At 50.4% G+C, this 22244-nt stretch carries 26 protein-coding genes and 1 pseudogene; 3 read left to right on the top strand and 24 right to left on the bottom strand.

Annotation, left to right across the window (positions count from 1 at the left end; genetic code table 11):
- Positions 1 to 43: 43 nt before the first annotated feature.
- From ACK2JC_RS16610 to ACK2JC_RS16495, 24 genes and pseudogenes are all read right to left on the bottom strand, one after another.
- Entirely contained in the window at positions 44 to 367 is a 324-nt protein-coding gene (locus ACK2JC_RS16610; RefSeq protein WP_092371618.1) for a YjcQ family protein, read from the bottom strand.
- 22 nt (positions 368 to 389) lie between these two features.
- Positions 390 to 578, bottom strand: a complete 189-nt coding sequence (locus tag ACK2JC_RS16605) for a hypothetical protein (protein WP_092371615.1) — start codon at positions 576 to 578, stop codon at positions 390 to 392.
- A gap of 3 nt (positions 579 to 581) precedes the next feature.
- A complete protein-coding gene (locus ACK2JC_RS16600) occupies positions 582 to 2315 on the bottom strand; it encodes a phage minor capsid protein (protein WP_368272475.1) in 1734 nt (577 codons plus the stop codon).
- A 105-nt stretch (positions 2316 to 2420) separates the two neighbouring features.
- The gene (locus ACK2JC_RS16595; protein WP_368272465.1) at positions 2421 to 4049 is read right to left on the bottom strand and encodes a capsid protein; all 1629 of its coding nucleotides are present in this window, start codon (positions 4047 to 4049) and stop codon (positions 2421 to 2423) included.
- The gene (locus tag ACK2JC_RS16590) at positions 4046 to 5413 is read right to left on the bottom strand and encodes a terminase (RefSeq protein ID WP_368272463.1); all 1368 of its coding nucleotides are present in this window, start codon (positions 5411 to 5413) and stop codon (positions 4046 to 4048) included. The genes ACK2JC_RS16595 and ACK2JC_RS16590 overlap by 4 nt, the downstream gene beginning before the upstream one ends.
- Entirely contained in the window at positions 5410 to 5928 is a 519-nt protein-coding gene (locus tag ACK2JC_RS16585) for a terminase small subunit (RefSeq protein WP_368272462.1), read from the bottom strand. Before ACK2JC_RS16585 ends, ACK2JC_RS16590 begins: the two co-directional genes overlap by 4 nt.
- Before the next feature lie 166 nt (positions 5929 to 6094).
- The gene (locus ACK2JC_RS16580; RefSeq protein ID WP_411337452.1) at positions 6095 to 6523 is read right to left on the bottom strand and encodes a hypothetical protein; all 429 of its coding nucleotides are present in this window, start codon (positions 6521 to 6523) and stop codon (positions 6095 to 6097) included.
- Positions 6524 to 6537: 14 nt separating this feature from the next.
- Positions 6538 to 7584 carry a tyrosine-type recombinase/integrase gene (locus ACK2JC_RS16575; protein ID WP_368272774.1) on the bottom strand — a complete coding sequence of 349 codons (1047 nt, stop codon included), beginning with the start codon at positions 7582 to 7584 and terminating at the stop codon, positions 6538 to 6540.
- Positions 7585 to 8066: 482 nt separating this feature from the next.
- Positions 8067 to 8351: pseudogene (locus tag ACK2JC_RS16570) on the bottom strand (hypothetical protein); the annotation flags it as partial.
- A 41-nt stretch (positions 8352 to 8392) separates the two neighbouring features.
- Positions 8393 to 8557, bottom strand: a complete 165-nt coding sequence (locus tag ACK2JC_RS16565) for a DUF3850 domain-containing protein (protein ID WP_368271052.1) — start codon at positions 8555 to 8557, stop codon at positions 8393 to 8395.
- The gene (locus ACK2JC_RS16560) at positions 8479 to 8703 is read right to left on the bottom strand and encodes a hypothetical protein (RefSeq protein WP_368271055.1); all 225 of its coding nucleotides are present in this window, start codon (positions 8701 to 8703) and stop codon (positions 8479 to 8481) included. The genes ACK2JC_RS16565 and ACK2JC_RS16560 overlap by 79 nt, the downstream gene beginning before the upstream one ends.
- Positions 8700 to 10064, bottom strand: a complete 1365-nt coding sequence (locus ACK2JC_RS16555; RefSeq protein ID WP_368271022.1) for an SNF2-related protein — start codon at positions 10062 to 10064, stop codon at positions 8700 to 8702. Before ACK2JC_RS16555 ends, ACK2JC_RS16560 begins: the two co-directional genes overlap by 4 nt.
- The gene (locus ACK2JC_RS16550) at positions 10045 to 10338 is read right to left on the bottom strand and encodes a VRR-NUC domain-containing protein (RefSeq protein WP_368271023.1); all 294 of its coding nucleotides are present in this window, start codon (positions 10336 to 10338) and stop codon (positions 10045 to 10047) included. Before ACK2JC_RS16550 ends, ACK2JC_RS16555 begins: the two co-directional genes overlap by 20 nt.
- Before the next feature lie 296 nt (positions 10339 to 10634).
- Entirely contained in the window at positions 10635 to 13049 is a 2415-nt protein-coding gene (locus ACK2JC_RS16545; protein WP_368271024.1) for a VapE domain-containing protein, read from the bottom strand.
- Positions 13050 to 13062: 13 nt separating this feature from the next.
- A complete protein-coding gene (locus tag ACK2JC_RS16540; RefSeq protein ID WP_368271025.1) occupies positions 13063 to 15048 on the bottom strand; it encodes a DNA polymerase in 1986 nt (661 codons plus the stop codon).
- 5 nt (positions 15049 to 15053) lie between these two features.
- Positions 15054 to 15614 (bottom strand): DUF2815 family protein, encoded by a 561-nt coding sequence (locus ACK2JC_RS16535; protein ID WP_368271026.1) that lies wholly within the window; start codon positions 15612 to 15614, stop codon positions 15054 to 15056.
- An 18-nt stretch (positions 15615 to 15632) separates the two neighbouring features.
- Positions 15633 to 16808, bottom strand: coding sequence for a DUF2800 domain-containing protein (locus ACK2JC_RS16530; RefSeq protein ID WP_368271027.1), 1176 nt, complete (start codon positions 16806 to 16808; stop codon positions 15633 to 15635).
- Positions 16808 to 17173: a hypothetical protein gene (locus tag ACK2JC_RS16525; RefSeq protein WP_368271028.1), complete on the bottom strand. Its 366-nt coding sequence runs from the start codon at positions 17171 to 17173 to the stop codon at positions 16808 to 16810. The genes ACK2JC_RS16530 and ACK2JC_RS16525 overlap by 1 nt, the downstream gene beginning before the upstream one ends.
- The gene (locus ACK2JC_RS16520; RefSeq protein ID WP_368271029.1) at positions 17170 to 17388 is read right to left on the bottom strand and encodes a YdbC family protein; all 219 of its coding nucleotides are present in this window, start codon (positions 17386 to 17388) and stop codon (positions 17170 to 17172) included. The genes ACK2JC_RS16525 and ACK2JC_RS16520 overlap by 4 nt, the downstream gene beginning before the upstream one ends.
- Complete coding sequence (locus ACK2JC_RS16515) at positions 17336 to 17746, bottom strand: hypothetical protein (RefSeq protein ID WP_368271030.1); 411 nt, start codon at positions 17744 to 17746, stop codon at positions 17336 to 17338. Before ACK2JC_RS16515 ends, ACK2JC_RS16520 begins: the two co-directional genes overlap by 53 nt.
- A 118-nt stretch (positions 17747 to 17864) precedes the next feature.
- A complete protein-coding gene (locus tag ACK2JC_RS16510; RefSeq protein ID WP_368271031.1) occupies positions 17865 to 18104 on the bottom strand; it encodes a hypothetical protein in 240 nt (79 codons plus the stop codon).
- Positions 18088 to 18327, bottom strand: a complete 240-nt coding sequence (locus ACK2JC_RS16505; RefSeq protein ID WP_368271032.1) for a hypothetical protein — start codon at positions 18325 to 18327, stop codon at positions 18088 to 18090. The genes ACK2JC_RS16510 and ACK2JC_RS16505 overlap by 17 nt, the downstream gene beginning before the upstream one ends.
- A 118-nt stretch (positions 18328 to 18445) precedes the next feature.
- On the bottom strand, positions 18446 to 19255 hold the full coding sequence (locus ACK2JC_RS16500; protein ID WP_368271033.1) for an ORF6C domain-containing protein: 810 nt from the start codon (positions 19253 to 19255) through the stop codon (positions 18446 to 18448).
- An 18-nt stretch (positions 19256 to 19273) separates the two neighbouring features.
- Entirely contained in the window at positions 19274 to 19528 is a 255-nt protein-coding gene (locus ACK2JC_RS16495; protein WP_368271034.1) for a helix-turn-helix domain-containing protein, read from the bottom strand.
- A 139-nt stretch (positions 19529 to 19667) separates the two neighbouring features.
- Between ACK2JC_RS16495 and ACK2JC_RS16490 the strand changes: the two genes are divergently transcribed.
- The 3 genes from ACK2JC_RS16490 to ACK2JC_RS16480 all read left to right on the top strand — a co-directional run bounded on the left by ACK2JC_RS16490 (position 19668) and on the right by ACK2JC_RS16480 (position 22141).
- On the top strand, positions 19668 to 20462 hold the full coding sequence (locus ACK2JC_RS16490; RefSeq protein ID WP_368271035.1) for a helix-turn-helix domain-containing protein: 795 nt from the start codon (positions 19668 to 19670) through the stop codon (positions 20460 to 20462).
- Positions 20463 to 20473: 11 nt separating this feature from the next.
- A complete protein-coding gene (locus ACK2JC_RS16485; RefSeq protein WP_368271036.1) occupies positions 20474 to 20944 on the top strand; it encodes an ImmA/IrrE family metallo-endopeptidase in 471 nt (156 codons plus the stop codon).
- Positions 20945 to 21109: 165 nt separating this feature from the next.
- Positions 21110 to 22141 carry a site-specific integrase gene (locus tag ACK2JC_RS16480; RefSeq protein ID WP_107436008.1) on the top strand — a complete coding sequence of 344 codons (1032 nt, stop codon included), beginning with the start codon at positions 21110 to 21112 and terminating at the stop codon, positions 22139 to 22141.
- Positions 22142 to 22244 lie beyond the last annotated feature (103 nt).

Genomic DNA, 22244 nt, shown 5'->3' with positions numbered 1-22244 from the left:
TCGCAACGGCATAAAAATACCACCGGCCATTATTGACTGGTGGTTATAATCCCGGTATCGTATCTTTAATACCTTTGGCAAGGCTTGCCGCTTTTTTCATCAGCGTGTTTTCTTCCAGATATTCAAGACCCTTCAATGTAATCTCTGGTCTTGTTAATGTCACTCTGGGATATCCGCAGTCCATTGCATTCCATGTCTGTCCACCTGTTATGTACCCCTCATTTATTAGCATAGACATAATCCGATTCCATTTTGGCACAGACAATTCAAGCCTTTCTGGTGACAGAATGTCTCTGTCAATTTCCTCGCAGTCCATTGATTTTTGAAGAATACGAAGTATCCTGTAAATCAACCGAAAATCATCCACGCTTATCCCTCCCTGCTTTTTGTCATTTCTCAGCCGCCTCGTGTTCCTCTACAAATTTTCTTAACTGATCTTTCCACTCATCATAAGTATAATTTGCTCCGATACGAAACGATATATCTTTAAGCTGTCCGGTAATCGCATAAACTTTACGGCGCAATGCCTGTAATTCCTCATCATTTCTCATCATCTCGACAAATTCTTTTTTCAGCATGCCCTATTCTCCTATAATCTTAAGAAATGCCTGATATATGTCCGGAAGCTCATCCTTAATGAACCTCACAGTGCTGTCATCCCCTTGATATAAGGCAGAAAATATATCGGCAAAAATCTCCAGTTCTGAAAATCCAGGTACGCCAATGTACTGCGATTCGTGGGATGATCCGCCAACAATGGTATTGTCTGTTATACAGCCAAGAATATCACTTATAAGGCTATTGTACTCCAATTCTCCGCCGGGTTCAAACATTTTCCGATATTGATCGGATTTTTTCATCATCCGTTCTTCGGTTTCCATAATAGCTTTCGAGAATTCCAAATTCATCGGGCTCCCAAATTCATTTTGGTCAATCCTATGCGCCATCTCATGAATCATAACTTCCCTGTAATCCTGGAGCGCATACTGCGGGTGTTTTGGATTTATCACCACCGCATCTAAATCAGGATCATACGCAAAAGCGTGCTGTGCCGTTTCATTAAGCTCCACAAATTCATCTCCCGCATATTTTTCTACCAGATCCACCATCTTGGCTGGTGTATCTTCCCGATGTGCTTTTATCTCGTCCGAAACGGTATATCTTTTCCCCGCCTTCTTTTCCCACTCCTCAGCCTTTTGCCTATACTGTTTCGTATTCTCAGGCGATAATGAATACGCGGCAAGCCTCTCGTATCTCTCCGCCTGTCGCGTTGCATACTGCCTTCTCGATTCTGCTGCGTTTGACTGCCCAATGGCTTCCAGCTCATCCGCGGTCCAGGTATCGTCCGCCGTGGAAATGCCTGGGAAGTAGGTGGTGTGGCTGTCCTTGCACCTCGGATGGTACAGGCCGGCCGCTACAGCCCTGCTCATCAGCGGATAGGGTCCATCTCCCTTCTTGCCGCCAGACCACACATCATCAATCAGGACTTTGCCGCAGAACGGCAGGCACTTAGGGCAGGGATTCCCGCGCTTGTTGACAATCACGGTCGCTATCCCCCATTCCTGCCTCTTCTCGCCTTCGCCTTGCAGATAAGCCCGCTTGTTGGCCGTCCTAATCGCCATGTCCGCATAATCTGCCAGGGTATGGCGGGCGCCATTGGCATATTGTACGCAATTCAGTCCCCGTGAAAGCATATCCTTGGTTGCCATGTCCACGGCTTTCTCATAGGTTCCGGCTCCGCTGTGCGCATATACCTGAGCGTTGAAAATGGCTTTTCGGTACTCATCATCTGCCATGCGCAGGATTGCAGTCTCCGCCCGCTGCATGTCGTTAGTTGTGGCCTTGATCAAGGCCTCCAGCTTCCGGTCATTAAGCCTGAAGAACTCGGCTGTCCCTTGGGCTGCCTCCTTACCTTTAAAGCGTTTTAGCAATACTGAGGCCTTTTGGCGGAATGTCTTACCATCCATTTCTTCCAGCAAATCGAAAAGACCTTTGGGCATATATGGGAACCGATACCCTCTTTGGATTGCTTTAAAGATCTGGATCTCCTGCTGCATGTTCCCGCGCTGCCGTGCCTCCCGGATCAGAACGCCAATTTCACCATTGATTTTCTTAAACTGCTTTTGATACTTCTTTCTGTTCTCCCGTTTGTACTTCTCCAGGGCTTTAAGTTGTTCGGCCTGCCACATGGACCATTCGATGCCTTCCTTGGTCTCCTCAGCGCGGTGTCGGTCCATATTGCGCATCATGGACCGGATCAGCTCGTCCTCGATGGCCTGGAAGGCGGCGGTGATATCATATTCTGACAGCGTGATCACCTCCCATTGGCGTGTACCTTGAATCCCTGCGTCTTATATTGCCGTATCAGGCTTTTCAGTTGGGTCACACTGGCGCACTTATCGCACCGCAGTTCTGCGTAATCATTCTTTTCCAGGGCGTATATTCCCAATGGCACCTGCTCCCTGGCCACCTGGAGCAGTCCCTGGTACTCCTTTTGACTCATCTGGTACAGGCGGTTCATTACTTTGACCTTCACCCGGTATTCCTCCCTCCATGTTGACCTGGAAGCCGCCGGCGGCCAGGTTGACGCCCGGTTCTTCTACCACTGCAATCCCCTGCTCTGCCTTCAAGCGGGCAATCTCTTCTTTCTTCCACGCCTCGTCCTTGCTGTCCCCATAGAGCTCTTCCACCTGGGCCTCTACGCTCATGACCGGAGCCCCAGGCCTGGCCTTGGTAAGGGTCTCCACCTGGCTTTCAAAGCTGGGGTTCGCGTATTCACCGAAGGGGATATCCACCTTCACCTCCTCCACAGCTTCACCGTGCAGCAGATGATAGGCATTGATACACGCGCCGATCACCGCCGGAAGCTCCTCCTGCAACGCCTCCACGATGGCGTCACGGGTATAGAGCGTAGTTTTCTCCTTTTCCCGCTGCGCTTCCGCATTGTCCAGCTTCTTGACGTCGATTCCCAACGTGCTGGGACTGATGATCCCTTGGAGGCACAGATCCAGCGCCGTTATGTAGCTGGCCAGGTAGCTGTCATGCGGGATTGCTGGCTGCTCCACATCAATCTTGTTCTGGGTGCCCTCCCCCATGTCCTGATCCGTCTTGATGTATCGGTTGTCGAAATGGTTCGGCGCCAACACCTCGCCGGTGGTCGGATTCCGCGGCAGGAAACACTCTGGTATGTACTCCTTTGCCCGGCCGGCCCGCAGGGCGTCCATCCACTGACTCCAAGTTTCATCAAAGGCATCAAAGCTGTCCAGCTTCCCGTCGAAGATAGATCCGCCGCGGCCCTGCCATTTGGCGCTCTCATAGATCTTGATTGGCACGGCCAGCATGGTTTTGTTGTCGAACTTCCAGTCCGTCAGCCCCTTGGTGGCCTCAACAGCTTTATGGTCCACCAGTGTATTCCCCCTGTACAACTCGTTTCGGATATAGCCATATCCGTAATACTCATACAGTGTATACTCCTGCCGATGGTCTGTGATCGGCGTCTTGAATATCACTTCTTTCACACGGCCACGCTGCCGTATAATCTCGATCTGATCCCCAGGGTACCACTCCAGGATCGGATACTCGCTCAGCGCGGTGTCAATTGTAACCTTGTAGGCTCCATCACCGATGTACAACGCTTCCTTCAGCGCTTCCTCCAGACCCTTGCGGAACTTGTTTTCCTTTTCGATTTCCTGCCAGAGGCTTTCCTGTTTCTGATCGGAGAACTCAAAGTCATTCATGGAGGACAGGATGATCGAGGACAGGATCCGCACAATCAGGCCCGGCAGGCCGGTGTGAATCTTGCGCATCTCCATCCCTGGTGTGCAGCGGCTGGCCCAGAACTTGAACCGGTCAGCTGCCTCCGGGCTCTGCTGGTAGAACTGCTCCAGCTCGTTGCCATCCCCACGGTACCAGATCCGGCTCCGGATAGCAGACAGCTCGAAGTCCATAATCTCCTGAATCTGTATGTTGTATGGGCCCGCCGGCTGGATGTTGAGCCAACTGCGGATCCCTCGCTTGATATTGTCACTCAATTTCTGTGTCCACCTCATTTCTCGTCTGCCTCCTCAAATCCGATCATCTGCCGGTAAGGGATCCACCCGTACTGGCTGGCGTTAATCGTATGGTCGTTACGGTCCTCTGGTTTATCCTTGTCCTCATCCCAGCTGTACTGATCCAGCTCTCCCAGGTGCTCCATACAGGTGTCCACTACCAGGTATCCTCCCTGCTGGATCCAGCCCAGCATAAGCTTGATACGGTCCAGAATCTCCACCCTCTTGTATGCATCGATGAAATTATACATACAGCTGTGCAGCCGCTTGTACTTTCGCAGCTCCGTGATAGTCGCCTGATCGGCGCTGTCTATGAACACATCCTTAGCAAATCCCCAGTCTTTCCGGTTCCGCTCCAGAAACTCCACAAATTTCACCGCGGTATCTGACGGAGCAAGCGGCTGAGACAGATCCGCGTTACTGTAGACCTTCTCGTCCAGAACCAAAAGGCGCCGGTCCACGGTGACCGCTTGGAAGATCATGGCAATGGTATCCGGGGACTTGCTGGAATATGATGTATCCAGGCCAGCACTGAACTTCTTAATCTTGATCTTACCGGAGGCAATCTGCTGCCGCACCCAGGACGCCGTGACCACATGCTTTTTGCGGTCGAAATTCGGGAAGATCAGGCCGGTTGCTTTTCCGCGCAGACCCTGGATCTTATTCTTCCAGATCTTCGTGCCCGGCGGCGTATTCTGGATGATCTTTTCCAGCTTCTCTTTTGGCAGGCCCAAGTTATGAACAAAAGAAAAGAACCAATGCACCCAGCCAGGCTTTGGTTCCTCTCGTAATTCCTCTATGATCTCTTTCGGCGTCTCGTCCGCCCACTCGGGCAGCGGCCTGGAACAGTTTATGTACTCCTTGTACACGTCCAGGCCTGGATCATCCGGGTTCAAGGTTGCCATGAGGTAATCGCTACGCATAGCCGCCTCACGCACAAAGTCAATGTCTGCCGTGTTGATCTCGTCGATGTACAGGCAGCCGTACTGGCCCCCCAGGGCGTCCTTCCACTTCCGCCGGTTGCCATAGCCTACCACAAATATGATCTTATCCCCGCTGGATGTATGGAATAGCAGGTGCGGCATCTTATACTCGCCGGAGCCGTTGCCCTTATACTCCACCAGGATCCCGAAGTCATCAAGGATTCCCAGATCCTTGTTGATAATGTTCTTTTCGGCGGCGCCGGTGTCATCGGCAGCCAGAATGTGCAGCTTCTTGGGACTTTCCCAGACCTTACACATGAACTTGAACAGGCCCACCGTTGTCTTACCGGCTGCCGTGGTCCCCTCCAGGAACTCCACCGGGGCGTCACAGCGCAGGAACGCCTTATACTTATTTGACAGCAGCAGGCGCTCCGTGCTCATCCTCCACCACCACGCAGCTGCTGGATAATGTCGTCCATCTTGGTCTTTTCCGACTCCAGGCTCCCGGACAATTCCACACGGTCCTTGAACATCCCCAGGTGCTTGCCCAGCAACTCCAGAGCTTTGATCTTATCCGCCATCTTGATCTCGCGCTCCACGCCCTCGCCGTCTTTTGTGGGGATTGTCTTGACCTTAACCGATTGGATCGCTGCTGTGTCCTCTGGGGCTGCATCGTCCTTCAGAGTGGCATCCTCGGCATTGATAACGTCCGCGGCATTAATGAATGCAATCTTGGCCAACTCCATTACAACCCGATCCGCATTGACTCCGGTACGCTTGGAGCGCTCCGCCATAGCCTTGTCAATCTGTGCGCGAATGTCAGGTTTCGTCAAGTTCTCGCTTCCGATTGCCTTCGCAGTATCGGGACTGTACCCTGCCCGTATGGCTGCCTGGGTGGCATTCAGGTCGATCAGATATTCATCGACAAAAAGTTTTTGCTTCTTAGTTAGTGCCATCAGGCTCACCTCACCTTCCAATCTTGGCTATCTTCTTCCGATAGAGGAGGCCCCGCCGGTCTAAGTTTTACCCGGCGGAGAATGCAAAATGGGTAGCAAAAAGGGTCCGCCATATCCGGTGGACCCAATTCACTGCCTATAGTATAGCAGAACCACATAGTCGCATTCAATCGCATGTTTTAAAATTTTTCAAAGCTCGTGCATGAATCTTGTGAAGATGTTGCCAGCTATAGTCCATCTTCTCACAAATTGCCGTCCAACGCATTCCCCGCAGATACCGATATGTAAGCAGCAGCTTCTCCCGCTCATCCTCCAGAGCCTCGATACAATTCCGCACCCTCTCGAATGCACATATCCGCCGGTACCGCGCCGCCACAATCTCTCGCTCCAGCCCGTCCACCTTGGCGGCATAACTGGACAAGTCTGTGGCATTGTGGGCATGTGGCAGGCCGTCCCCAATCTCACAGCCGGGTGACATCTTGCCGATCCGCAGCTCTGCAAGCTGCTCCTCCAGTCTGGTCACGTCTCTCTTGGCCAACTGATAACTCATTAAAAACTCTTTTTTCTGCTCATTCTCCGTCTTTTCCTGATCCAATACTAAAACCTCCTCTATACTGCCAGTCGCTCCCTGACGCTCCGCAGCGTCTTGGGTGTGGACTGGGCATAATATTGACTTGTTACAGTGGGATTTGCGTGTCCCAACACCTCCTGAATAATCCCAAGATCAACACCACGATTTTTAAGATTCATCCCCAATGTCTTGCGCATTTTATGGGGATAAACGCGGCACTTCAGCCCTGCACGGCGCCCAATGGTTTTCATGACGCTGCGATACGCCTCCGTGCTCATCTTCCCATAGGGTCTGCGGCTTTGTGGCAGCAGATATGGGCTGTCATCCTTGCGCGTAGCCAGATACATCCTGTAATAATACCGTGCGTCATCATCAAGATAGATCGTCCGGAAGCGGCCGCCCTTCTCACCCTGAATCATAATGTCTCCAGTTTCAAGGTCTAACTGATCCAAGGTAATCTCCGCGATCTCACCCACTCGTGCTCCTGTGCTGCGGAACACCTCAACGATTGCCCGTTCCCGCGGGTTCCTGCAGGCGTCCCGGATCCGTGCCATCTCCTCCGCCGAATAGTAGTCAATCGGCTTTCGCGGCACCTTCTTGGCCGGTATGCTCTCCACAGGATTATCCGCAATCAGCTTGGCCTTGCGCATCCAGGTGTAGAAGGCCGACAGGAATCTGCGCTCGTTGTTGACTGTGGACGCTTCGTTCTTTTTGCCGCCAGAAGCAATATTGCGGCGCTCATACTGCGTCAGGTACCAGTCAATGTCCGTCTCATCCATCTGATCCAACGACTTCCCGTTAATCTCAACCATCAGCCGCTTAACCGCGTTCAGATAACTGGTGAGCGTTTCTTTCGACAAATCCCGCTTTTTTACCATGAACAGCTGAATCAGATACTTGTTGCGCTCGTCCACGTGGTTCAGACGCTCCGCTGGCAGAGTTGTAATCTCCTCCAGGTTGACCCGCACCAGTTCACGCTGTATTGCCTGCTCCAGGGCCATCAGGACAGCCTGCTGCTCGATATAGTGCGACATTGTCACCAATACATTGTTGATAATTTCCGTTCTCACTGTCTGTGTACTCATATTATGATCCTCCTCTTGAAATGGCCGCCAGAGTCAGATATAATAGACCCAGGCTATACTTTAAGCGGCGGAATCATCTTGGCGGGTGACCGCCGCTTTCCATTGGTTCTGAACATACGTTCTTTCCCTTCGTTTTTATTTGCCGGGGTGGTCCCCCGGCTTTTTTATCGGCTCATACGCGGCGCATAAGAAGCACCTGCGGTATATCTTGCCTCGTGTGTTTTTCTCCCCATTACACCGGCCACAGCCGTTCTCGTGGTAGCATGTGCGCCTCTTACGGTTCATTTGTGCACCCTCTTTGTTTTATCATCCCTCACATTTTTCAAGTTGATGAACCCTATATTTACGTGACCGCATTTAGGGCAAAAATGATATGGGAGGCCAATGGTTTTTTCTTCCCATCCACATTCGTTGCAAAAAGTCAGAAATTTATCTTTACTTTTGTCCATAGATTCCTTTCTCCTGGCCGGAAAATGTCGGTTTACTGGCTCATAACTATCCTCGAAAATATCCGGCTTGCAGGGATATAGTTCGCCCTTGATCCCCTTAATCACATAATCGCCAACGCTCACATGATGCGTCCCTTCCAGTGTGTCAATAAACAACTCACACGGCGGATCGTCCAGTTTCAATGCTCCGTAATGCATGATACCTTTCTCATATGCTTCTACCGCCCATCCAGGCACATAATATTTTCCGTCAGTTCCTTTTAAATCTCCATCATACTGAAATGCCTCTATTACTACTGGCTTTTTCTGATATTTCATAATCCTGCTTTCTCCAACACTTCACAGTTGGCAGCTAAATGCTAATTTTCCAGTTCAATCCCCATAACAACGTATCCTGGCTGAATCCCGATGAATCTGTCATCCAGAAGATAGATTACTTTTGCTTTTACCTCTCTTCCAAAATATTTGATTTGGGGGCCGCCTTGTAGTGCGCCTCCTGTACCTGCGCCTCCAGATAATCCCAAATCAACGGTTTGCAATCTTTCACGGCCCTCTCATCCTGCCGCAGCTGCTTCAACATCCTTCGTATTTGCGACTTTTTTGCCGCTTCAAAAAACTCATTTGCGTCGATCCTCATAACCCCCGACGGGATCTTGTATGTTATGATCACTGCTTATACCTCCTTATCCGCGCTTTGACTGCCTCCATCAAGCTATCCTGGCGCTGATCCTTCGTCTCCAGCTTCTTGATGACATCCTCATCCACCGTACCTTTCGTAATCAGCCTATGAATGATCACCGCCTGTTTCTGCCCCTGCCTGTGCAGCCTGGCGTTAGCCTGCTGATACAGTTCCAGACTTGGGTTAAGCCCGAACCACACAATGATGTGCCCACCAGCCTGAATGTTAAGTCCGTGCCCCATGCTGGCCGGCTGCGCCAACAGTAACCGGATACGCCCTGCATTCCAGTCCCGGATATCCCCGGATGTCTGAATCGTTCGCGGGCTCAGCCTCTCAAATCGTGCCATCAGACGGTCATAATCATGGCGGAAATTATAGAACACCAGGACCGGATGACCGCAGGCGGCCTCCACGATCTCCTCCAAGGCGTCCAGCTTCTTGTCATGAAGCATTGTCGCGCCGCCGTCATCGTCATAAACAGCTCCATTGGCCAGCTGCAGAAGCTTCCCCCAGACGGCCGCCGCTGACAGCGCCGTTATTTCCTGGCCGTCCAATTCCATCAGCTTTTCCTTTTCCAACTCCCGGTACTTCTGTATTTCCTCCGGTGCCAACCGGATTCGAATATCGTTCACGACCTGTTCCGGCAGCCGCAGATAATCCTCCGCTTTCATGGATATACAGATGTCAGAGATCTTCTGGTGGATTGCCTCTTCAGCGCCTTCCTTCGGCTCCCAGGTGAACACTGTATAGCCGTTCCGTTTGCCTGGGTAGAAATATCGATCCCGATAACCGGTTATGGTCTTTCCCAGCCGTTCTCCGCAGTCCAGCAGGTACACTTCCGGCCAGAGATCCATCAGCCCATTAGGCGCCGGCGTGCCGGTCAATCCCACAAAGCGCTTGACCAGCGGCCGGATCGCCCGCAGCGCCTTAAACCGTTTCGCCTGATTGGACTTAAAGGATGACAATTCGTCGACCACCACCATGTCAAACGGCCATTGCCTCCGCAGCTTATCGGCCAGCCACACAACATTTTCCCTGTTAATCAGATAGATGTCAGCTCTGGCCTGAAGAGCCGCTTCCCGCTGCGCTGCTGTTCCCAGAATCTTTGAAAATGTCAGGTGCTGCAGGTGATCCCACTTTTCGGCCTCGCTGGTCCAGGTATCATCTGCTACCCGCTTTGGTGCGATCACCAGCACCATTCCCACCTCAAACCGGTCATAGATCAGCTCATTAATAGCCGTCAACGTGCTCACTGTTTTGCCTAATCCCATTTCGAGAAAGAGCCCGCAGGCCGGTAAATCTATGATCTTCTCTGTTGCATATCTCTGGTATTCATGCGGTTCGTAATGCATGTTTCATTTCCCCCACATAGGCCTTGGCGTCATCCATTCCTCTCACCAGGCGATAGTTGCAGCCCATCTCCAGAAGGCGTTGCCGCTGCCACTTCTGGATCCCGGCGACTCTCCCCAGCTGCTGCTTCAGTTCCGCGAACCATACCTCACCATTCGGCAGGATATAGATACGATCCGGCACGCCTGGGTTTCCTGGAGACACGAATTTAAATGCCAGGCCACCCATCTGTTCGATCTGTTTGTTTAACCAGCTCTCAATGTCCTTTTCAAGCATCGCCTATCAACTCCTTTCGGGTCAACCGCCTCGCGCACGCGCGTATAGAGGTGTATAACGCGTTTTTACGCGTATTTGCGCCTTATTCCTTATTTTTTAAGCTCTATAGAGAGAGGTTGTCCAGTTGTCCCAATTTCCTTGAATTTTCTATTAGTAATAAGGTTTTCACCAGGGACAGCCCCTGGGGACAACCCTGGGACAGCTTTTTTTGTTGTCCTACTAAAATTTTTTGAGGTTGTCCCGTTTTTAGAGCTTGTCCAGGGGTTGTCCAGGGTTGTCCCGTATGGTTGTCCCATCTAAAATGTGCGCATATAACCTCTTTGACGGCCATATTCAGCACCAAGTTGTCTTCGTTCCCCGGTGTTTTCCCAGTCCGGCATCTTCGATAAAATCTTTTTAATGGCATAGGTATCTTTGGATTCCATGTTCTTTAAACTGTTTCCAAAACATTCACACCATATCTCCTGACAGCTTACAAAGTCACGTCGTAGTGTTGCTTCCGGTCTCGGGCACTCGGTACCATATAGGAAGTCACGCCTGCTATCCAGATCCCGATCGTACCAATTTTCTGGAAGCATTGTGTCAAGATACATCCGCACCTTTTCCCCTCGCGGATCAGCAATCATAGCCTCTCTCTGCCTTTTGGCTGCCTCATCCGCCACACTACCCGACAGGATCAACTTCTCACCCTGCGCTACATAGTGCAGCACCTCCGCCCAGATCTGATCCACTTCCCCCTGCTTGATATCCCATACCTTTTTCGTTCCAATACACGGCACATTCACCGGCCAGAATCGGCGGCCACCCTCCACATCGTTTAGGTAACCTTCTTCTGAATTCGTAGTACCTATAAAAATACATTGCCGTGGATGGGAGCTCACACGGTGTCCGTATGAGGCTCTGTAGCGGTCATCCTGCGTTGTTATGAAGCCTCTAAGAGTTTTCACTCCCGCGCTCCCTATACCGGCCATCTCTCCTATCTCAATGATCCAGTAACCTTGCAGCTTCTCCGCCGCAGTCTTGTCCCTGGTGTCTGCCAGGTTCAACGAGTCGGAAAACCAGGACCCGCCCAGCTTGGCAATTAAGGTACTCTTTCCGATTCCCTGCGGCCCGCAGAGCACCAGTACGGTATCAAACTTGCAACCTGGGAACCTCACCCTATGCACAGCAGCGCACAGTGTTTTTCTGGTGACTGATCTGACATAGTCTGAATCCTCAGCCCCCAGATAATCCACCAGCAGCGTATCCACCCGCGGTGTGCCATCCCACTGCGGCAGTGAATCAAGATATTCTCTAACCGGATGATAAGCCCTGTCATCTGCGGCCTTGGTTATAGCAGTCTGAATCTTTGCTTTCGGAAATTCTGTATAATGGGCTGCGAGAAAAGCCTCCAGCTGTGCGTCGTCAGCGTCTCTCCAAAACCTGGATGGAGTTTTCCAGGGTGCTTCCCCTTTTATCTCCAGATTATCCGCCATTTGGTTAAACACGATTCCTTTTAGCTGTGGGTCATTCTTCAGAATGCAGAGAACATTATTCAAACTGGTCTCCAGCTCCCCTTTTCTGTCATACTGCAGCTTACTCACCCAGGACTCAGCAACTTCCTCATCATCAAAATCTTCGATTGCTTCCCGCCTTTTTTGTATAGCCAGTTCCCGTTTTACGCCTCCATCGGTCCGCACAATATCTGTCATGGCCTTGTAGGATGGCAATTTCGTGCTGACAGTCTCCGGCGCCACATCCTCATCTAGCTCCCCAAACTTGTGGATCCGAACCAGGTCAAAGGCGTTACACAGCTTCCCGCCGGCCGGATCGGTGGCGTGATTGCTATAGGCGAACTTCCCGTCGTCATAGATTACCAGCCCCGCGGCTGTAGATCCCTCAGCATAGGTGTACCGTCCTGGCATATCGCATTTCACGTAGGTCTCAGGCAAAAATTTTTCAATCGCCTCTTCCACGGTATAGGTGCGGCAGAACGCCCCGACCAATCCGATCTTTTCCGTTGGATCTCCCTGTTTCTTTGCTCGCTTTACCCGATCCTCTTTTGCCCGGCTGCTCTCCGGCCAATAGCTGGTATCCGTCCAATCTGGATACTGCGCCAGTACCTCGTCGGCCCTGGTCCAGGGAAGATCTTCATAATGAAACAGGTACTCCCCATCAAGTGCCACACTGGGCCAGTACATCAGCCTTCCGGCCTGATAGGTGGTATCGTCAAAATAATCAATACCAATCCCTTCAGCCAATTTGCGGGCAATCGCTTCATATTCATCTGGCGACACCGGGCGGTCAAGGGGGATGAGAATGCGCAGCCGCGGATTCCCCGGTGTATGTTTGTGAGTGGAATATACAGCATAGGCATTTGCCGCCAGCAGTTCCAGATCCTCATCCAAACCGGCCGGTGCAAAATCGGCGTCCAGTGTCACCAGCTGCCGCATCATGACATTCTCGGATTTTCGCCGGCCATCCTTCAGGCTGCCGCCCACAAAGCCCCCAACATCCTTGATCTGATCCTGCTGGGTTTTACTCATGGCCTTATATTCGGCCAGCGTCTCCTGAGTCCTGGTGGGCGCCTGAAGGCGTTTAAGCAGGGCGGACCACTGCATTTCCCGGTTCTTCCAATGTTTTTCAAACCGGCTCTTTCCTGTGGAGACAGACAGAGGGCCATCATAATGAATATTCAGTTTGTAGTCCTCAATCGCTGCGACTTTATTCATGATCCTCCTCCCGTCAATCCTTTCGGTAATAGTCGGTTTCATAACCGTCCCCCCGCAGGGGCAGCCCCGGCGCCCAGCTGATCGGCTGCGCCATGATGTCCGTTATTGTTTTCAAAGCGCTGGTGTCTGCCTTTGGCACATCCACGATTATTTCATCGTGTACATGCATCACAATCTGGTACCCTGCACTGCTCACACGCTTTATCGTTTCTGCCAGGCAGTCCCGGGCCACCGCCTGGACAATATTCTCCACCAGCTTCCCGCCCCAGGTTTCGTTGCGTCCCCAGGCCTTGGTTTCCTGGTCCACGCCCTCGTAGGTGATCGCAGGCTTCCCCTTCTTGCCGTCCTCAATCCGGGCGTTGTAATATGCCAGCTTGCGGCCCGATGGAAGCCCAATAAAGAGGATATGGTTTATGTATGAGAATGTGATCCCGTGCTTCAGCTTCACCGTCCGCCGCTCCTCCATGGCCGTCTTGGCCGCGCCCTCAACGTTATACCAGAACTTACAGATACGCGGGCTGGCCTTACGCCAGTTGGAGATAATCATAGGGATCTCGTCATCCGGGATCGTCCCGGCCTTGTCCATCTTCTTCATGGCTCCAAAACCGCCGCCATAACCCAGTGCCAGCTCTGCGACCTTCCCCTGCTGTCTCAGCTTACTGCCCTTTTTGACGCTCTCGATGGGCACATGGAACATCTGAGCGGCCGACGCCTCATAGATCTTTCCATGCCCGTTAAACACGTCAAGACGCCACTGCTCATCCGCCAGCCAGGCCGTTACCCGGGCCTCAATCGCTGAAAAATCCGACACCACAAACCGACATCCCGGTGATGGAACAAACGTTGTGCGTATCAGCTGCGAAAACACGAAGGGCACACCCTCAAACAGCAGCTCCAGTGTCTCGAAGTCCTCGTCTTTGACCAACTGCCGCGCCAAATCCAAATCCGGGATCTTATTTTGGGGAAGGTTATGCACCTGCACGATTCTTCCCGCCCATCTCCCGGTTCGGTTGGCGCCATAAAACTGTAGGACACCTCGCAGCCGTCCGTCAGGGCAAACCGCCTGGCTCATAGCCTGGTACTTCTTAACGGATGTCTTTCCCAGTTCCTGCCGGATCCGCAGCATCCTGACCGCCGGCTGGATATCATACATAAATTCAATTCCTTCCAGCTGGTCCAGGATCTGGGGAATCGTATCCTTCGTAATACTTTTGATCTCCAGCCGGTAGTTACATGAGAACCAGTCTTTCAGCTGATTCAGGCTGTTCGGATTTTCAAGCCCTGTCAGTTTCCGGGCTTCTTCCATCAGGCGGCCTCTGTAAATCTCGTCATAACGGATAATCTTATCCGCCAGATCCATATCCAGCAGGACACCGTTATCGTTCATCCGCTGATCCAGGTTCCACAGCTGCTGCTCTGCGGCCGGGATCTTGTATACGGCCAGCCGGGCCTTTATGGCAGCTTCCGCCACCACATCCTGGCGGTTATATTCCACAAACTGTTCCCACTTCTCCGGCGCGTGCTCCGGCAGGTTCCGCGTGCGCCCTCCGTTGGCCTTGGTTGGCCTGCAGGGCTTGCAAAAGTAATCGATCAGCCGTTTACCTGCAGCGTCCTTCTGCTTATCTTGCGGCAGCCCCAGGGCCGCGCCTGCGCCCGCCAGATTACCCGGAAGCCCCAGGGTGGCCGCATGGACGGCTGTACAGCGCCACTGTTCCGGTGCCATAGGCTTTCCAGTCCAGGCCGCAAAGCAGGTTCTTTCAAAGTTGGCATTGTAAGCTGTCTTAACCACTCCCGGATCTACAAGGGCGTCCCAAAACTCATAAAAATCCTCTGGATCATACAGCGGATCCGTCAGGTCAATTACCTGCACCGGCCCGCCATCCATCTGATACCCAATCAGCAGAATTTCAAAGTCAGGGGCCGCCGCGTAGGCGTATACCCCCGACTCTTTAATATTGGCGCTGCTGTAGGTTTCAATATCCACGCCCATTGTGCGCATATGCATCACCCTAACATGTCGTCCTCGTCCTCATAGTCATCGTCAAAATCGTCCTCAGCGGAGGCCCTTGCACCGCCCAGCGGCTCGTCGTCGCCCAGCTTCTGAATATTATTCAGACCCACGGCTACGCCCTTATTGCCATTGCTGTTGAACGGGAAAAAGTTAATGGAAGCGCGGCCCCAGCACCCGGAATAGACCTCCGTCGGGTCCAGGATCTCGTTCTTGTACATATCAATAATGCCGGGTTTCTGGTTGCTATTGGCATTCATGAAATACATACCGATGTACTCTTCCGCTTCATCGGCCCGTTCTGCACCATCACGCAACGGCAGTTTGAGATTGGCCGGCTTTTTCCCACCCCATTTCTCGGCGACGCCTACCTGTACGGCGGCGTCAATGGCCTTGCGGATGTCGTTCACGGTTTTCTTATCCTTCTTCGGGATCAGCAGGCAGATGGAAAACTTTGCGTCCTGCCCCTCCTGAAATGCCCTGCTCTTAAAAATGTTCACATAGCTGAAGCGAACCTTTCCAGTAATCACCTTTGTCGGCTGTGTATTCTTGCTCATAATCCTGATTCTCCTTTTCTATTCATCGATTTCCGTTTCAAAATCTGCTTTTGCTGCGTCTGCTGTATTTAACTCCGGCCGCTTGTCCGATTCCGGGACCAGGGTCGGCTTACCCTCCGGTTTAATCACGAGGCCTGCCAGCAGCTCCTCAAATTTCTTTTTACCCAACAGTTTTGTCATATCGGTAAGCCCGATCAGCTCCGTCGGCTTTCGGATCACCTCCAAAGCGTAACCCGCGGCTGTCAATGCTGCTTCTGCCTTGTCCTGATCCGCATACTTGCGCCGGCTGGTTCCTTCTACCAGCTTCCAGCCGTCAAACTTCTGGCCTTTCAGTGCTTCGGCCAGGGCATACTCCGTAATATCCTTAACCCAGTGTGCCAGCTCATCCGCTTTCCGCAGCACCTCTCCGATCTCTTCTTCGGACAACAGCGGTGGATCTGCGAACTCGTACTTTGCCAGCTCCAGGTTGTAATTCGCCTTTGCCCGGCAGGTCTTTCGCGCCCGGCAGAACCGGCAGTGATCTCCCACCTGAAACTCTCCTTCACCGGCATAGGCCAGCGCAGCCTTCGGCTTTACCTCTGTCTCCGCCCAGTCCAGCAGTTCCTCGGCTGCCATCTCTTCAGTAGAGATGTTTTCCAACCGCGGCTGGATGATTGTCATCCGCACCCGACGGATGTCATACAGCATAGAGTGTTCCAGATAGGCACCCAGGCCATAGAGACGCAACTGGGGATTGTCCTCCGCTGAGACTCCAACGCCTTTGCCGTACTTTAAGTCGATCACATTCACCATGTCGTCGGCTACGATCACCACGTCTCCGGTGCCATAGCCTTCCGGGACGTACTCCGAAAAATCCAGCTGCTGCTCGAAGAGGATCAGCGCGTCCGGGCAGGAGGCCTTCGTCTCATTGATTACCTCCCACACACGATTGGCATAATCTTCTATGTAATCCTGCATTTCCTGGTTATACAGCGGATCCGCTTTAAGCTTGTTAATCCTGCCCGTCAACGCTTTCTTGGAGATTTCTCCATTATTGTATCGGAGGATCTGTTCCGCCAATTTGTGGGCCATTGTCCCTTCCGCTGCATAATCTGTAGACTCCTCCTGAAATGATTCTTCCAATCGCGCCGATGGGGTACAACTCATCCACCGCTTTGCACCGCTGGGCCCCAACAGGGCATGCGTGTCCGGCATTAGATTTCACCCGCTTTCATCATCAGTTCCTCATACTGCTCCGGCGCAACCTCGGACAACTTGGCCACACCAAAGCCATTCAAAAGTGCCTTCACTTCTGCCCGCTTCCCAGCCTTCTGAAGCTCGGCCAGCTTAGCCCTTACCTGTTCCAGGGAATACGTCGGCTCCTCATCCCGGTTTTCCTCCGCTGCGGTGTTCTGTTCCTCCTGCACCGGATCGGGCTGTTCTTCTTCCTTCTGGACGTCGCCGTGAGGGCTCACCTTCTTCTGATCCTCTGATGTCTCATACCTGCCTGTGATATCGGCTGCCAACCGCTTCGCAAAGGCCACCATGTCGTCAAAATCCCTGAATTCAACCGTAATCATAAATCAATACCTCCTAATTTTTCTTTTAAGATCTGCACTTCTTCCTTCGATAAAACAATGCCTTTGGTCATCTCCGTCCGGTCATCATTCCAACCTCTGAGATCGTACTTTGCTTTCCGGTCTCCCCACTCGATCAAGTTCAGTTCCTTGTGATACGTTCCATCACCCGGAAACACAATCAGCGTTTTCACGATGTGGTACTTTAAATCTGCCATTGATTCTATCCCTTTCCTTAATTACAAAATCCAATAAGTCAAGTGCTGTCCCGATAACATCCACGGGCACCTCTTCTTTTACCCTTTTCCGGTTTTCCTCATCAAAAGCCAGATAATGCGTCACAAGCAATTCGTAAAAGTCAGCATTGAAATGGTCCTTATTCAAAATGATTAAGTCCAATCCAGGATGATAAAAGAAAGTAAGGCTTTCAATATCATCAGATGTATCCTTAGCAAACAGCTCTTTTACCCATCGTGGAAATCCGGTTAATGCACTCGCGACAACACCTAAATCCGCGTCAACCATCACCCATTCACCTTCAGCAGCGGCTGATAATTCCTTCGATTGATATTGCATAATCCTCCAATCCGGTGATATAATCACCTTGTAAGATTTTTCTTAATTGTTCGGACCTTCAGCGGCTGCAACCACTGGGGTCCATTTTAATTTCTGTGCCCATAGGCCTCACCTCCCTTCAGATCTGCCACTTGCCTCGCATGTACATGCTAAACAGCACCGTCCCCATGAATATCGCAGCCCCCAGGATCAGCGCCGGTACCAGCCAGCTTACCAGATCCCACCAGAACCCTTCCCGTCCCGCCGTTGCCTCCCAGGCCGTCCAGGCCAGAGTGATCAGCCACAGCAGATAATACGTGATGGCGTTGCGCTGCCAGTAACGGGCGTCGGGATGGCGGGTTTTATGTCGCTTTCTCAATAGGCTCACCTCCTACTACTAACCTTCGGCCCGCCAACTGCTCCAGTAACCAGATATCATCCAGCCGATATCTCCCCGGATGAACTTTTCGGTTTCGAAGAGTCCCTAGCGGCATTCCGATTTTCTTTGCAAGCCCCTCATCGGTCAAGTTATTTCGAACTTTCACTTCATTGATGAGGATTTTCACCTCGTCCTCGCGTTGCTGATACGCGCTTTTTTTCATTGTGTGCTCTCTCCTTCCCGCTATAGTTTCTGCATGGGTACTGCCTGTCACGTTCCAAACACCAGCGACCGTGACGACAAGTTCTGCAGGTCAATCGAGTCATTGTATCTTCACTCCTTTAGTACAGCAAATCATCGTAACCATTACGTGTCTCTATCTCATTTCTTAGTACCATAGGGAGTTCGTAAGCCTCAACAATTCCCACTGCAAGATCACACTGACTTCGCTTAATGGCTTTATACGTACATCCCGGAGCTAATCCCAGTTCTCGTTTCAGCTGTCCATAAATATCCGAATACACTTTGCTACGAATGGAACTGTCCTTGTAAGCAAAAGACTCTTTTCCGCCCAAGCATTGGATACCCTTCCGTTTCACTACTGCTACAATCTTAGACTCCTCAACTCCCAGGATCGGCATATCCTGCTTAAAACTCTGAAGATCCTTATCGACAGCTGCAATCTTTTCATCTACTTCCAAAATAGCCTGCTGATGTAAGCGTAATTGTTCCATCGGAGACAACGGTTTTTTATAATACTCCCGAAGTTCAAAGTATTCATCAATCAGCTTATCGTGTATCTCCCACGCCAGATCCGTGTCCATGATCTTGATCAACTTGGCATAACCACGTTCTGATAAAATATAGATGTGTTCGGCTTTAGATATCTGCATTCTGGAATATCCAAGCTGACCCGTCAGTAAATTGTCGTCGTTCAGAACGACTACTTTTAAGTCAATAATGTCTTTTCCATTTTCAAACCGATTGGCATTACGGTTGATTAATTCACGGACATGCTTGATCTCCATTCTGTGGACTTCGGCAATAGTTTTATCTGAAATACACTTCTTTCCTTCCCTAAACCCTCCAAGTACCACCGGAATCCCCACTCCCATGAAATTCTGCCTGCCTATCACTTTAATCTCGCTCAAATTCTGCGCCCTCCTTTTTTACTTCTTTCCCCCGCTGTCCTCTTTTGTTGCGCTGTGCAACTTTGGTGTAAAAAAATAAACTTGAAATTCTTCGGGTTCAATATGTAACAAATCTGCTAGTTTTTCAGCCTCATTTAAATCCATTGGCCGAACATTGTTGATTTTTTGATTAACTGTAGGCTGAGCAATTTTAAGTGCCTTAGCTACATCCTTTTGTGTTAACCCTCTTTCAGCAAGTTTACCTTTAATTTTACTTGTATTCAACAATTTCATCACCTCTCTTTCATGGTGTGATTGTAGCACTGCGCAACTTGATTGTCAATAGCGTTATGCAACTTTTTTTAGTATCTTTCATCGTTTCTATTGCGCTATGCAATTTAATGTGATATAGTGTCAATAGGAGGTGTCAATAATGGATGTATATGAAATTGGCAACAGAATAAAACAGGCGCGGACGTTAAAGAATTATACTTTAGATGATATTGCAAACGAAATCGGTGTAGCTAAATCAACAATACAAAGATATGAAAATGGACTTATTTCTAAACCAAAACTTCCTGTTCTTCAAGCGATTGCCGATGCACTAAATGTCAATCCCGCTTGGTTATCGGGACAAGACGTCCCCATGATTATCGATGAGTCTCTAAACAATATTGTCAAGAATAGATTAAAAGAACTGAATATGTCCCTGGAAGATATTGTCGAAAAGGCCGGCATCCCGCTACATTGGTTGCAAAATATTGAAAAATTCATTCCCTATGAGCAAGATTATATATGGGCTTCAAAACTGGCAGAAGCTATAGGATTACCTGGTAGCGTATTAAGATCAGCTCTTGCAAAACAAGAGCCTCCCATGCCAGATGATCTTCCAAAAATCACTGCAAAAGAAGCCTTTAAAGACGCCCTCGAGGACTTTAAAGAACCGCCCAAAGTAGGTAATATAAAGGTGTTTATCTCCAAAGAGGAACAAAACCATCTTTACAAATATCGCGCCATTGATGACCATGGTCGTGAGCTTGTTGATACTATATTAGACAAGGAACATGAGCGCTGTGAAGCATCAAATAAAGTTGTTCAACTTCCAAAAGAAAACAAGTCTTACCTTGAGCCAAATGCCGCTCATGAGCGTACTGACATAGAGGTAACTGATGAAATGCGCCGACATGATGATGACCTTATGAACGATGATGATTTCTGGAATAAATAGGAGTCGATCTATTGAGCTACGAAGAATTACTTATAGAAGCTGACAATAAAGGAATAATTGTAAAAGAAGCCTTATTAAAATCCGGTGACGGTCATTGTAAAGGACATCGGATCGCCATTCGACAGGATATTCCTACCTTAAAGAAAAAAGCTGATGTGCTCGCTGAAGAGTTAGGACATTACTATACCACAGTGGGTGATATCATAGATCAAAACTCTATAGAAGCAAGAAAGCAGGAGCGAGAGGCACGCTTATGGGCCTATAATAAGCAAATTGGTTTAAAAGGAATCGTTGAGGCATTCGAGCATCACTGCGAAAACCAATATGAAATAGCAGAATATCTCGACGTTTCTGAGGATACCTTGGCGGAAGCACTCGAATATTATCGCCAGATATATGGAACCGGAGTATGGGTGGAGAATTACCATATTCAATTCGAGCCTTATTTACAAGTAGGACAGATTCTTCTTTTTAACAGATAATGCAAAAAGCCCCAGGAGCTACCAACTCCCAGAGCTTTTCACAATAGATTTTCTTGCCGGACGCGCCGGAATGATACATCTATCTGACCAATAGAATTATATCATTCCTGCTACGTCCTGGCAAGGGCGTATTTCTTATACCCAATTTCAAGGAGGAATGATACCATGGCAACTCCCAAAAAACTCCCATCCGGCTCCTGGCGAATCCAGGTATTCGATCACGTAGACGTAGATGGTAAAAAGCATTACAAGTCCTTCACCGCTCCCACCAGACGCGAGGCTCAGTTCATGGCCTCAGAGTGGGCTGCCGGCAAGGCCGCACAGGCCCCGGAGAACCTTACCCTTTACGGGGCCGTCACGCGCTATATTGACGCCAAACGTGGTGTCCTGTCCCCCAGCACAGTGGCTTTCTATGAGCAAACCCAGCGCTGCTACCTGCGTAAGGTCGGCGAAATCCGTCTGAAAGATTTAAGTAATACTGCTCTTCAGATCTGGATCAGCGAAATTTCCAAGGATCACAGTCCGAAAACTGTCCGCAATGCCCACGGCCTGGTATCTGCCACGCTTGAAATGTTTGCCCCGGATTTTCGATTAAAAACGACTTTGCCGGCCCGGAAAAAACCAGATCTCTACACCCCTTCAGACAAAGACGTAAAAATGTTGCTGGACCATGTGGCAGGTAAAGAGCTTGAAATCGCTATTCTGCTGGCAGCTTTTGGCCCCATGCGCCGGGGCGAAATCTGCGCCCTTACATCAGACGATATACACGGAGATATTGTCGATGTGAATAAAAGCATGGTCATGGGCCCGGATCGTATATGGTCGGTCAAGCAACCAAAAACATACAGCAGCTACCGTCAAATCGAATACCCTCACTTTGTAATTGAAAAGATGGCAGGAATTGAAGGACGAATTATCAAGGCCACCCCAGAGCAGATCACCAGCCGCTTCTGCCGGGCCGTGCGCTTCTCCGGTGTTCCGCACTTCCGCTTTCATGATCTCAGACACTATTCCGCCAGTATTATGCATGCCATAGGGATTCCAGATCAATACATACTGCAGCGCGGCGGATGGGGCAGCGATAATGTGATGAAAACAGTGTACCGAAATGTAATCAATCTGGAGGCCGCAAAACAGAATCGAAAGATCATCAAACACTTTGATAAAATATCACACGAAATATCACACGGCAACTGATTTTCCTTGATTCTACGATGTTTTACTTACGGTTCGAGCCCTGTTGTCTCCACGAAATGATAACCCGCAGGTTTTTGCCTGCGGGTTATTGCATCCCCGGATA

This window comes from Enterocloster lavalensis, assembly GCF_046603895.1.
Classification (GTDB): Bacteria; Bacillota; Clostridia; order Lachnospirales; family Lachnospiraceae; genus Enterocloster; species Enterocloster lavalensis.
The sequence above is the reverse complement of the archived record's forward strand: the minus strand, read 5'-3'. Positions and strand labels throughout refer to the sequence as shown.

Excerpts from the sequence above, each read along its gene's own strand:
- ACK2JC_RS16605 (WP_092371615.1), bottom strand. The coding sequence starts at position 578 with ATGCTGAAAAAAGAATTTGTCGAGATGATGAGAAATGATGAGGAATTA.
- ACK2JC_RS16595 (WP_368272465.1), bottom strand. The coding sequence starts at position 4,049 with ATGAGGTGGACACAGAAATTGAGTGACAATATCAAGCGAGGGATCCGC.
- ACK2JC_RS16590 (WP_368272463.1), bottom strand. The coding sequence starts at position 5,413 with ATGAGCACGGAGCGCCTGCTGCTGTCAAATAAGTATAAGGCGTTCCTG.
- ACK2JC_RS16585 (WP_368272462.1), bottom strand. The coding sequence starts at position 5,928 with ATGGCACTAACTAAGAAGCAAAAACTTTTTGTCGATGAATATCTGATC.
- ACK2JC_RS16575 (WP_368272774.1), bottom strand. The coding sequence starts at position 7,584 with ATGAGTACACAGACAGTGAGAACGGAAATTATCAACAATGTATTGGTG.
- ACK2JC_RS16555 (WP_368271022.1), bottom strand. The coding sequence starts at position 10,064 with ATGCATTACGAACCGCATGAATACCAGAGATATGCAACAGAGAAGATC.
- ACK2JC_RS16550 (WP_368271023.1), bottom strand. The coding sequence starts at position 10,338 with ATGCTTGAAAAGGACATTGAGAGCTGGTTAAACAAACAGATCGAACAG.
- ACK2JC_RS16545 (WP_368271024.1), bottom strand. The coding sequence starts at position 13,049 with ATGAATAAAGTCGCAGCGATTGAGGACTACAAACTGAATATTCATTAT.
- ACK2JC_RS16540 (WP_368271025.1), bottom strand. The coding sequence starts at position 15,048 with ATGCGCACAATGGGCGTGGATATTGAAACCTACAGCAGCGCCAATATT.
- ACK2JC_RS16535 (WP_368271026.1), bottom strand. The coding sequence starts at position 15,614 with ATGAGCAAGAATACACAGCCGACAAAGGTGATTACTGGAAAGGTTCGC.
- ACK2JC_RS16530 (WP_368271027.1), bottom strand. The coding sequence starts at position 16,808 with ATGCCGGACACGCATGCCCTGTTGGGGCCCAGCGGTGCAAAGCGGTGG.
- ACK2JC_RS16525 (WP_368271028.1), bottom strand. The coding sequence starts at position 17,173 with ATGATTACGGTTGAATTCAGGGATTTTGACGACATGGTGGCCTTTGCG.
- ACK2JC_RS16520 (WP_368271029.1), bottom strand. The coding sequence starts at position 17,388 with ATGGCAGATTTAAAGTACCACATCGTGAAAACGCTGATTGTGTTTCCG.
- ACK2JC_RS16515 (WP_368271030.1), bottom strand. The coding sequence starts at position 17,746 with ATGCAATATCAATCGAAGGAATTATCAGCCGCTGCTGAAGGTGAATGG.
- ACK2JC_RS16505 (WP_368271032.1), bottom strand. The coding sequence starts at position 18,327 with ATGAAAAAAAGCGCGTATCAGCAACGCGAGGACGAGGTGAAAATCCTC.
- ACK2JC_RS16495 (WP_368271034.1), bottom strand. The coding sequence starts at position 19,528 with ATGAAATTGTTGAATACAAGTAAAATTAAAGGTAAACTTGCTGAAAGA.
- ACK2JC_RS16490 (WP_368271035.1), top strand. The coding sequence starts at position 19,668 with ATGGATGTATATGAAATTGGCAACAGAATAAAACAGGCGCGGACGTTA.
- ACK2JC_RS16480 (WP_107436008.1), top strand. The coding sequence starts at position 21,110 with ATGGCAACTCCCAAAAAACTCCCATCCGGCTCCTGGCGAATCCAGGTA.